This is a genomic window from Sphingomonas sp. (assembly GCF_042095875.1).
In the GTDB taxonomy this organism is placed as follows: Bacteria; Pseudomonadota; Alphaproteobacteria; order Sphingomonadales; family Sphingomonadaceae; genus Sphingomonas.
Window position 1 is genome coordinate 42,699 of the sequence record NZ_JBELMJ010000020.1, and the last position, 10,585, is coordinate 53,283.

Annotated in this window: 6 protein-coding genes and 1 tRNA gene; 5 read left to right on the forward strand and 2 right to left on the reverse strand. The window is 65.2% G+C overall.

Annotated elements, in window-relative coordinates; genetic code table 11:
• Window positions 1-18: 18 nt before the first annotated feature.
• Window positions 19-94: transfer RNA gene (locus ACFDS6_RS09050), tRNA-Phe, on the forward strand.
• Between the two features lie 1,119 nt (window positions 95-1,213).
• Here the strand turns inward: ACFDS6_RS09050 and ACFDS6_RS09055 are convergent.
• Window positions 1,214-2,233, reverse strand: coding sequence for a LacI family DNA-binding transcriptional regulator (locus ACFDS6_RS09055; protein ID WP_375271828.1), 1,020 nt, complete (start codon window positions 2,231-2,233; stop codon window positions 1,214-1,216).
• A gap of 194 nt (window positions 2,234-2,427) precedes the next feature.
• Here ACFDS6_RS09055 and ACFDS6_RS09060 point away from each other — a divergent pair, with 194 nt between their 5' ends.
• From ACFDS6_RS09060 to ACFDS6_RS09075, 4 genes are all read left to right on the forward strand, one after another.
• Window positions 2,428-5,631, forward strand: coding sequence for a TonB-dependent receptor (locus ACFDS6_RS09060; protein ID WP_375271829.1), 3,204 nt, complete (start codon window positions 2,428-2,430; stop codon window positions 5,629-5,631).
• 104 nt (window positions 5,632-5,735) lie between these two features.
• Window positions 5,736-6,467: a SapC family protein gene (locus ACFDS6_RS09065; RefSeq protein WP_375271830.1), complete on the forward strand. Its 732-nt coding sequence runs from the start codon at window positions 5,736-5,738 to the stop codon at window positions 6,465-6,467.
• Window positions 6,464-7,510 (forward strand): cupin-like domain-containing protein, encoded by a 1,047-nt coding sequence (locus ACFDS6_RS09070; protein ID WP_375271831.1) that lies wholly within the window; start codon window positions 6,464-6,466, stop codon window positions 7,508-7,510. The genes ACFDS6_RS09065 and ACFDS6_RS09070 overlap by 4 nt, the downstream gene beginning before the upstream one ends.
• Window positions 7,507-8,979 (forward strand): tryptophan halogenase family protein, encoded by a 1,473-nt coding sequence (locus tag ACFDS6_RS09075; RefSeq protein WP_375271832.1) that lies wholly within the window; start codon window positions 7,507-7,509, stop codon window positions 8,977-8,979. Before ACFDS6_RS09070 ends, ACFDS6_RS09075 begins: the two co-directional genes overlap by 4 nt.
• Here the strand turns inward: ACFDS6_RS09075 and ACFDS6_RS09080 are convergent.
• Window positions 8,958-9,854, reverse strand: a complete 897-nt coding sequence (locus ACFDS6_RS09080) for an alpha/beta hydrolase (RefSeq protein ID WP_375271833.1) — start codon at window positions 9,852-9,854, stop codon at window positions 8,958-8,960. The genes ACFDS6_RS09075 and ACFDS6_RS09080 overlap by 22 nt on opposite strands.
• Window positions 9,855-10,585: the final 731 nt, after the last annotated feature.

The following is a 10,585-nucleotide window of genomic DNA, read 5'->3' on the forward strand; positions in this document are numbered from 1 at the left end:
CCGCCGATCGGCGGCTTGGCCCAGGTAGCTCAGTTGGTAGAGCATGCGACTGAAAATCGCAGTGTCGGCGGTTCGATCCCGTCCCTGGGCACCATCTATGTGTTGATGATCTCACCGGCTATCGTCGTTCGGACGCGCGCCTAACGTGCCTCGATACACTGTCAAAAACTTAAGGTTTGATCTAGACGATCAGACTCGCCATCAGGAGCGCAACGACGCCTCACTTCTATGTGGCATGGAGCGGTAAAGTACTCCATCTCGCGACCCACGCCTTCAACGCGCGTCTTTGCTCCCGTCGATTGGGTAATGGTGGATCGGGTAGACGATCGACCGGGCGGGCTCGGACCTCCAGATGTTTGCGATGTATTCGGCGCAGGGCCGCTCGAGTTGGCGAGCAAAGTTGTATACAGCCATTAACTCGGCGGAGCTCATCTGGAGCTGATCATGGCTTTCCTAGTGGGAGCGCTTAACAATCAACTTATGATGATGCGTTTCAATCACTCGACTTGGCCGTTGGTTTTGATACGATCTGGCTTGGTGAGCCGGTGTACGATATTGTCCCCTCGTAGATCAAATCGAAGCGCATCTGACGTAATCGAACGGCGTTTTAGTTGCGCGGCTGCTCGGCAACCGAATGCCGTCGTCCGTCAGGATCGTGTGGATGCGGTAAAGCACGGCACGACGATCACCGCCTCCTCGTCTCCAGTAAGGGCAGTTCCACGATAAGCTTCGACCCGGTCTTCAGATTCTTGAGCGTCGCTCTCTCACGCCACTTCGCAACCGCCTTCGCGTTCATCTCCAGCTCTCGGCTCAGCGTCTCGAACGAAGCTTGGGATTGCTGTAGTGCTGCTCGGATGGCATGCGTGGCGGTGGCGCTCCCGTGAAGCACCTGTTCTCTAAGACCGCCCTCCATCGCGATGTAGGGATCACACCATAAGTTTGTGAGATCAAACGCCTAGGCTATGGATGGGTTCTCGCATTGAAGGCCGCGCGGGCGCAGTTGACTTAGCGCAGGCTCGGTCGCCGTGAAGCCTCTGTAGCGCGCAGGCTGAAACACGCCAAGCAACCGGCCGGCCTAGCCCTCGGGTGTTCTCCCCGCCTGACGCTCTGTTACGCCTCGCGTCGGACAGGACGGAGTGTCGGTTCGTGTTGCTCGTCTCCCCTCTTGCGAGAGCGGCGGCGTTGAGCGCTCGCCAACGCTGTCAGTCTTCCGTCAGCCTGCAGGCGGCGCGGTCGAGCCGCCGAGGATGAGCTCGTGGGCATGGTCCCGTCGCATTTGGAACGACGTACCTTCAAGTTGCGCAATCACCATGTCGGCCGCCGCCTGCGCCATCTCGAACACCGGCTGGCGTACCGTGGTGAGGGGCGGCCAAGCAATCCGTGCGACATCTGAGTCGTCGAAGCCGGCGATCGACAAATCCTGCGGCACTGATAATCCGCGTTCCCGCGCCACCATCAACGCTCCCACCGCCATCTCGTCGTTCTGCGCGAGAATGGCGGTTGGCCGGCGAGAGCCCGCCAGCAACCTTGCCGCCGCGATCTGCCCGCTTTCCCGGGTGAACAGTCCCTGTTCGATCCACTCGGGTCGCATGATCACGCCGGCGGCATAGAACGCCTGGCTGTAGCCGAGCAGGCGAGCATCGGACGATGCGTGGGTCGGATCGCCCTTGATGATCGCGATATCGCGATGGCCGAGGCCGATGACATGCGCGGCGATCTCGCGGGCGGCGGTCACGTCATCAACGATGTTGCTCGGCCCCGCGTCGAGCAGGCGATTAGGAGTGATGCGCGCGAAGCGGATGCCTGCCGCCGCGAGATCGTCCAAGATGCGCGGGTTGTCCGACGCGGGCGGCGCCAGCACCACGCCGTCCAGCGCCGCGGAGCGGAGCAGCGACACCACCTCGCCCGCGCGATCGGCGATCGACTCGACCGGAATCACGACCAACCGGTATCGTTCGTCGCGTAGGCGATGCAGCACGCCCATCTGCAGTTCGGTCACGTAGCTGGGTGACGGGTTCTCGTACACCAGGCCGATCATGTGAGAGCGCCGTCGGACCAGCGCCTGCGCCATGACGTTGGGATGGTAATTGAGCGCTGCCGCTGCGGCAAGCACGCGCTGGCGGATCGAGTCGCTCACATGGGGTGCGTCGTTGAACACGCGCGACACTGTTTTGGTCGAAACGCCGGCATGGCGGCCAACGTCGATGATGGTCTTGCGTCGTGTGTGGTCCATCGGTCCAGGGCATCCCGTCGGCCAAGCGAGATCAAGGCCGGAAGCGGCAAAGACCTGAATCCTGATTAATTGTCGATATCGCGACTTTCATAATATCGACGATTGACAACGTAGGACAAATTGGTAGCGATATCATCGCGGTCAACGAACCGTGTGAAGGTGGGCGTTCACGGATGCCAAAGGGAGAGGTGATAATGAAGGGATCTATCTTGATCGCGGCGCTCGTACGCTCGACATCCGCGATCGCGGTGGCGACGTGCCTGACGCTGCCGGTGGCCGCTGCCGCTCAGACCACGGTGACGACGGAGCCCGGATCGCAGGCGGTCAACGCTCAACCCTCCAACGCTCCGCAGGCAGAGCCGACCAGCGTCCAGCTTACCGGCCAGGATCCGCAGGGGCAGCCCACACCCGACGACATCGTGGTGACCGGCATTCGCGCCAGCCTTGATCGCGCCATCGACATCAAGCGCAACTCGGCGGGCGTGGTGGACGCCATCTCGGCCGAGGACATTGGCAAGTTCCCCGACACCAACCTGGCCGAGTCGCTGCAACGCATCACCGGCGTGTCGATCAGCCGCGTGAACGGCGAAGGCTCGCAGGTGTCGGTGCGCGGCTTCTCGGGCGGCTTCAACCTGGTGACGCTGAACGGTCGCCAATTGCCCGCGTCCAATGTCGACACCAGCGGCGCGGGCGATTTCGCGCGCGGCACCAGCCGCTCGTTCGACTTCCAGAATCTCGCTTCCGAAGGCGTCAGCGCGCTTGAGGTCTACAAGACCGGCCGCGCCGCCAACCAGTCGGGTGGCATCGGCGCCACCATCAACGTCGTCACCCGCAGGCCGCTGGACGCACGCGAATCCGGCCTGTCCGGCTCCATCGGTGCCAAGGCGCTGCACGACTTCAGCGTCAGCGATGGCCGGGGCAAGGACGTGCTGCCGGAATTCTCCGGCCTGGTCAGCTGGTCCGATCCGGATCAGAAGTTCGGTGTGTCGGCGTTCGGCAGCTACCAGCGCCGCGACAGCACCTCGGTGCAGAGCGCACCCAACTACTTCAACGTCGTCAATACCAGTGACTTCTTCACGCCGGGTAATTTCATCAATAACGCGACGCGCGTTGATGCTCGGCCCAGTTCGCAATACGTGCTGGTGCCCAACGACAGCCGCTATCAGTTCTCGGAAAACCGACGCGAGCGCATCAACGCGCAGGGCGTGGCGCAGTTCAAGCCGACGGACACGCTGACCTTCACGGCCGACGCGCTCTTCGCGCAGAACAAGTTGCGCGAGCAGCGCTCGGAACAGACGAACTGGTTCAACCGCCCGTTCAACGAGGTGCGTTTCGGCGGCAATCCCGCCATCCCGACTACCGTCTTCCTGCAACGCACCGACGACGGTACCAAGGACTTCGGCTACGAGCAGCAGCAGCGCGCCACCCGTACGCAGCTCCAGTCCTACGGCCTGAACGCCAAGTGGGAACTGACGGATACCTTCACCGTCAACGCCGACGGCTACCACGCCATCTCCAAGTCCGATCCCGACAATCCAAACGGCACGTCGGCAACGCTGGTCAGCCTGGGCGCCCCCGTCGGCGCGGCGCAGTCGGTCGACTTCTCCAGCGGCTTCCCCGTGCAGGTGCAGGTCATCAACGACCGTATCCGCGGCAACGGCAACGACATGCTCGATCTTGGGGATCTGGGATCGCAGGTAGCGCGCACCGTCGCGTCCAGCCAGCGTCAGCGGATCGATGGCGGACGCGTCGACTTCGGATGGGATCTCGGCGGCGGCAGCCGTTTCGATTTCGGCGGCAACTACACGTCGACCAAGATGACCAGCGCCCGCACCCAGACGCAGCAGCAGCTGGGTGACTGGGGGATCGGCGATCCCGGCCTCATCGCGCAACTCGCGCCCAACCTCGTCGACACCTTCTGCCTGACCTGCAAGTTCGACCACTTCAAACCGCGGTCGGAAGGGCCGGCACGAGTGGCCTTCCGCGGCAATGCGATTTCGCTACTCAACATCCTGTCGCCCTATTACGCGGCGGCCAATCCCTTGAGTGCAGGAAACCCGGTCAACACTACCGCCTTCGACTTCGACCAGGTGGGTGAGAAGGTGTGGGCCATCTACGGCCAGATTACCTGGAAGGGCGAGATTGCCGGCCGCGAGGCCAATCTGGTGTTCGGCACCCGTTACGAGCAGACCCGCACCCGGTCACGCGCGCGCCAGGTCGCGCCTACGGCGATCCTGTGGCAGTCCGACAACGATTATTCCAACCTGCTGCCGGACATCGCGACGGCGACACCGGTCAACCTGTCGCAATCGGGCAAGTACGAGAATCTGCTGCCAGCGGTCGATTTCAACATCGAAGTGGCGCGCAACCTCATCGCCCGCGCTTCGGCAAGTCGCACGCTGGCGCGCCCCGATTACGGCAACCAGTTCGCTTCCACCACCGTCGGCGGTCCGACCCGCCCGACCGCGCTGGACGGCGTCGCAACCGGCACGAGCGGCAACGCCGACCTCGATCCCCTAGTCTCGGACAATTTCGACCTGTCGCTTGAATGGTATTACAAGCCGTCGAGCTTCGTGTCCGTGGGCTTCTTCGACAAGCGCGTCCGCAACTTCCTGGGCTCGGGCGTCTTCAACCGTTCCGCTTTCGATCTGCGCGATCCCTCCTCGGGCGCGGCGGGGTCACGCTCAGGCGTCGCACTCGACCGGTTGCGCGCGCTGGGTGCCACGATCAACGACGTCAACCTGTTCAGCTACACCGCGCTGCTCCAGCAGAACGGAAGCAACACCGCCGCGGCCGACGCGACCTACCGCGCGAACTCGACCAACGGCGAGTTCAACCAGGTGTTCGCCAACAACCTGCTCGCCGCGGTCGACGTGATCGCGAACGCGCAGGACCCGCTGTTCAACTTCGCCATATCACAGCCGATCAACAGCCAGGACGGCCATATCTACGGCTTCGAATTGGCCGGGCAGCACTTCTTTGGCAATACCGGCTTCGGCGTGGCCGCCTCCTACACCAAGGTGGACGGCAACGTGAACGTCGACGTGACCTCCAGCCCGGACGTAAACGTGTTCGCGCTGACCGGCCTCGGCGACAGCGCCAACGCGTCACTCATCTACGACAAGGACGGCCTGTCCGCCCGCGTCACATACAACTGGCGCGCCAAGTACTTGTCGGCCGTCAACCAGGGCGACGACCGCAACCCGATCTTCACCGACGATTTCGGGACGCTGGACTTCAACATCAGCTACGACGTGACACCGAACTTCGCGGTCTCGTTCGAGGGCGTGAACCTGACCAGCGAACCGCTGGTCCAGTACGGCCGCGACAAGACCGCCCTGGTGTTCGCCCAGGAACTGAAGCCCCGCCTGCTGCTGGGCGGTCGCCTACGCTTCTGACCCTTCGACCTCCCCACTGGGGCCGCCATCCGGCGGCCCCCTTTTCTTTCGGCGCGCTTCGCGGATATGCCGGGCAGCGGCACAGCAAAGCAGGTAAGGCCGATATGCTTTCCCCTTCATCGCCCGGTTCTTCCCCGCAGATCGTCAAGCTCGACAACGTCGATCACGGCGACCTGACCGTGGCGGTCCGCCACGACGCGGCGTTCGGTGACGCGGTTAATCAGGTGGCGGTGTTCCCGACCGAATTCGAACAGGTTCAGCGCGACTATCCGATCCTCTTTCGACAGGACCCGGACCGTGACTTCTACGCCATCGCATTGACCGGCTTGGACCTGGACGAGAACCTCTTCCTCGGACCGAAGGGTTGGACGGCGCACTACGTTCCCGCCGTTCGTCAGCACAGACCGTTCGTGCTCCGCATCGGAGATGCGGGAGAAACCGAGATCTGCGTGGACCTAAACGACCCACGCGTGGGCGACCCGACCGGCGAGCCCCTGTTCCTGCGACACGGCGGGACTGCGCCCTATCTGCTCCATATCGGCCGCGTGCTGGAAACGCTTCGCCGCGGCGTGGAAGCGCAGGCTCCCTTCTTCGAGTCGCTCGTCAGATACGAGCTGATCAAGCCGGTGAACCTCGACGTAGAGATCGACGATGGCCTGCATTACCGAATCGACGACGTCTACGCGATCGACGGCGATCGTCTGGCGGCACTCTCCGACGCCGACCTCGGCCACCTTCACCGCGGCGGCGTACTGCGCGCGGCGATCATGGCGTCCGCCTCGCTCGACAACGTCGCCCGACTGATCGAGCTCAAGCGTCGCCGGATCGCGGCATGAACGCGCCCGCGGCGCCCCTGCTCGCCGACCTGCGCCGTACACGCGTGATCGACCGGCCGGACGCGCTGGCATCCGATGCGCTGCTCGCCGACGGGCGCCCCACCATCATTCGCGGCTACGCTGCCGACTGGCCGCTGGTCGTCGCCGGGCGCGCTGGCCCTGCCGCCGCGATCGCCTATGTCAAACGCTTCGACATCGGTCGCCCGGTGGTTGGCTACACCGGCGCGCCGGAGATCGGCGGCCGCTTCTTCTACCGCGACGACTGGTCGGGACTGAACTTCGACGCGGCACGGGTCGGATTGTCGGAGTACCTAGATCGCATTGCCGCGAGCCTTGGTGAGCCGACTTCGCCCTCCTTCTACGTCGGCTCGACCGACTTGGACGCTTACCTGCCGGGCTTTCGCGCCGCCAACGACCTCGCCCTGCCCCCGCCGCCACCGGGTCACGATGCGGCGCTAGCCAGCATTTGGATCGGCAATCGGACGATCGCGCAGACCCATTACGACATGTCGAACAACCTGGCGGTCTGCGCCGTGGGCCGTCGCCGCTTCACCCTGTTTCCGCCGTCGCAGGTCTCCAACCTGTATCCCGGCCCGCTCTCCCCGACTCCCGCCGGTCAGGTCGTCAGCACCGTCGACCTGCACGCGCCCGACCTCGTCCGCTTCCCGCACTTCGCCGACGCGCTCGCCGCCGCGGAGGTCGCCGAGCTGGAACCGGGCGACCTGCTCTTCTTCCCGGCGATGTGGTGGCACCATGTGGAGGCGCTCGACTCTTTCAACGTGCTGGTCAATTACTGGTGGAACGCGACGCCTGCCTTCACCGACACGCCGATGACGACGCTGCTGCACGCGCTGCTGTCGCTCCGCGATCGACCAGTGGCCGAGAAGGAGGCGTGGCGCGCCTTGTTCGACCATTATGTCTTCGGCGATCCCGCGCTCGCCGGTGCCCACCTGCCCGACCACGTCCGCGGCGAGCTCGCCACCCTCGACGAGCGTGCCGCGCGGCGGCTGCGCGCCCAGGTGTCCGATCGGCTGAACCGATGAAGACCCGGATCGTCATCGCAGGCGGCGGCACCGCCGGCTGGCTCGCCGCCGCGATACTGACGCGACAGCTCGCCCCGCTGGTCGAGGTGACGCTGATCGAATCGGAGGAGATCGGCACCGTCGGTGTCGGCGAATCGACCATTCCCACCGTGCAGGCGTTCCACGCCCTCATCGGCCTGGACGAGGCCGAGTTCATGGCCGCGACGGGCGCCACCTTCAAGCTGGGCATATCGTTCGAGAATTGGGCGCGGATCGGTGATCGCTACATCCACTCCTTCGGCGACCTTGGCCGCACGACCTGGATGGGCGAGTTCCACCACTTCTGGCTGGAGGCGCGCGCGAAGGGCATCGCTGCCGACTTGGGCGACTATTGCCTGGAACATCGCGCCGCCGTCGAGGGCCGCTTCGCGATCGGTGGCGAGCCGCGCCTCAACTACGCCTACCATTTCGATGCGGGCCGCTACGCGCGCTTCCTGCGCGCCCGGTGCGAGGCGTCCGGCCTCACCCGCGTCGAGGGTCGGATCGACCGCGTCGAGTGCGACGGCGAGAGCGGCCACATCGCCGCACTCCATCTGTCCGGCGGACGTCGGATCGCGGGCGATCTGTTCCTCGACTGCACCGGCTTGCGCGGCGTGCTGATCGGCGAGGCACTCGGTGTCGGCTTCGAGGATTGGAGTCGGTGGCTGCCTGCCGACCGCGCGCTGCCCGTTCAGACCGGCGCGGTCGAGCCCGCCCGCCCCTATACCCGCGCGATCGCGCACGATGCCGGCTGGCAATGGCGCATCCCGTTACAGCACCGGGTCGGCAACGGGCTGGTCTACTGCAGCGACTATCTTTCGGACGACGAGGCGCGGACGCGTCTCTACGCCAACGTCGACGGCGAACGGCTGGTCGAGCCCAACCCCATCCGCTTCCGCACCGGCCGCCGCCTGCGCGCGTGGGAGGGCAATTGCGTCGCACTCAGCCTCGCCGCCGGCTTCGTCGAACCGCTCGAATCCACCTCGATCCACCTCATCATGATCGCGCTCACCCGGCTCCTGCAACTCATCCCGGTCGGCGCGATCAGCCCGGCGGCGGCGGCGCGCTACAACGAGCAAGCCCGCCGCGAGATGGAGGCGGTGCGCGACTTCATCATTCTCCATTATCACCTCAACCAGCGTCCCGAGCCGTTCTGGCAGCGCTGCCGCGAGACCGCGCCGCCCGACAGTCTGGCCGAGCGGATTGCGCTGTTCGCCGAAGGAGCCCACGCCTATCAGGACACGCACGACCTGTTCCGCGTCGCCTCGTGGGTGCAGGTGATGCTGGGCCAGCGGCTGGAGCCTGCGCGCTACCATCCGCTGGGCTCCATCATGCCGCGCGAGCGGCTGGCGCAGGTGCTGGCGGAAATGCAGAGCGGTATCGCCGCCGCTGCCGCGCGGCTCCCGGCGCACCAGGTCTTCGTCGACCGTTACTGCGCCGCCGCGGCTTGAGGTCGGCGCGCGTCGAGCCAGCCGCCGTCGACCAGCCAGTCGTGCAGCCGGTCGGGCCAGTGCAGCACCGATAACCGATCAGTTTCATCCAGGTTGAAGGCGTGACCGGCATCGGCGAACAGGTGCAGCTCCGCCGATACCCCCGCACGCCGCAACTGCTCGTACAAGGCTACCGAGGGCGCCGCGCAGCATTCGTCGCGCGACCCCGCGACGATGAAGGCAGGGGGCGCGCTCTTCACGGCGGTGGCAGGCTGCCCCGCCGGTCCAGGAAAGACCAGCACCTGGAAATCAGGACGTGCCGACAGCCGATCGAGCGCGTCGGTCGCCGGCCTTCCCGTCGGCGTCGGATTGTCCGCGACCAGCGTCACCAGCTCGCCGCCCGCCGAGAACCCCATCAATCCGACGCGCGACGGATCGATGCCGTACCGCGCGGCATTGCCGCGCACCCAGCGGATCGCCCGGCGTACGTCGTCGGCGGACTCACCCGCGACCGAATAAGGCGACCCTTCTTCCTTCGCGAGCCGATACTTCAGCACAAAGGCCGACACCCCCATCCGGTTGAGCGCGGCGGCGACCTTGGTGCCTTCATTCTCCCACACCAGGAACTTGTGCGCCCCGCCTGGCAGGATGACCAGCGCCGCACCGCTGTTGCGCCGGGCGGGCGCTGGAAAGGCGATCAGCGTGGGATCGTGGATGTTTCGTACCCAGTAATCGCGTGCAATCTCCGGCTCGCCCGCCCGCGCCGCCGATCCGGGCGCGCCGTGCGGCCAGATCCGGATGGAGGTCGACGCCGGCGGTACCACGGGCGCGGGATCACCCGCCGCAATCAACAGCGCACCGGCAAGCACCATCAGCATTCTCCGAACGATCTGCATGCTTGTCCTCCCTACGCACCCGTCGCGGTTCTGCTATGGTAGCGCAAGCAAACGAGACGAACAGGCCTGCTCGCCGTTTTGCTGGTCCCGAAAGCCGTCGCTTGTGAAGTCTGGGCAGCGGAAATAGTCGGATTGCCGGCGCACCTGACCGCGATCGGCTCCGCGGCCATGCTGTCGGGCTCCGATCACGTGCCACGGGCAGGCACATTAGCACCGGTCTGAACCGTCCTGGCTGACCCCTCTCATATCTTCTGAGATAGAGCAGGCGACACTCCGGTCACCGACCTAGCAACTCCGCGGTCACAGCTTCACCAAGTCGGCCATTATATCGTGCACGGGGTCGATGCGGGGGAACCCATACGTGTGCTCGCAACCGATGTGTAAGCTCGCTGCCTAGGCGAACTCGCGACGCGCCCGACAGTCGAACCCGCCTGGCGAAACGCTGCGTATGCTGATGTTCGTCTGACTGAGCGTTGCTGGTACGCTGGCGAGTACACCTGCATCGACAAGGGCGTCCGCTGGCAACAGATGCTGCGCGCACACGAGGAGAAGCAGGATCGAGGTCGCGCCGAAAGCTGGTATAGCGGGTGCGCCAGACGTTGGGCCGCGCGATATGCGCACTCGGGGGAAAGCAGTGAGCGACATGACGACGGGCGCGACCAACGCCGGCCAGCCGTGGTGGAAGGGCGCGGTCATCTACCAGATCTACCCGCGCAGCTTCGCCGACGCGA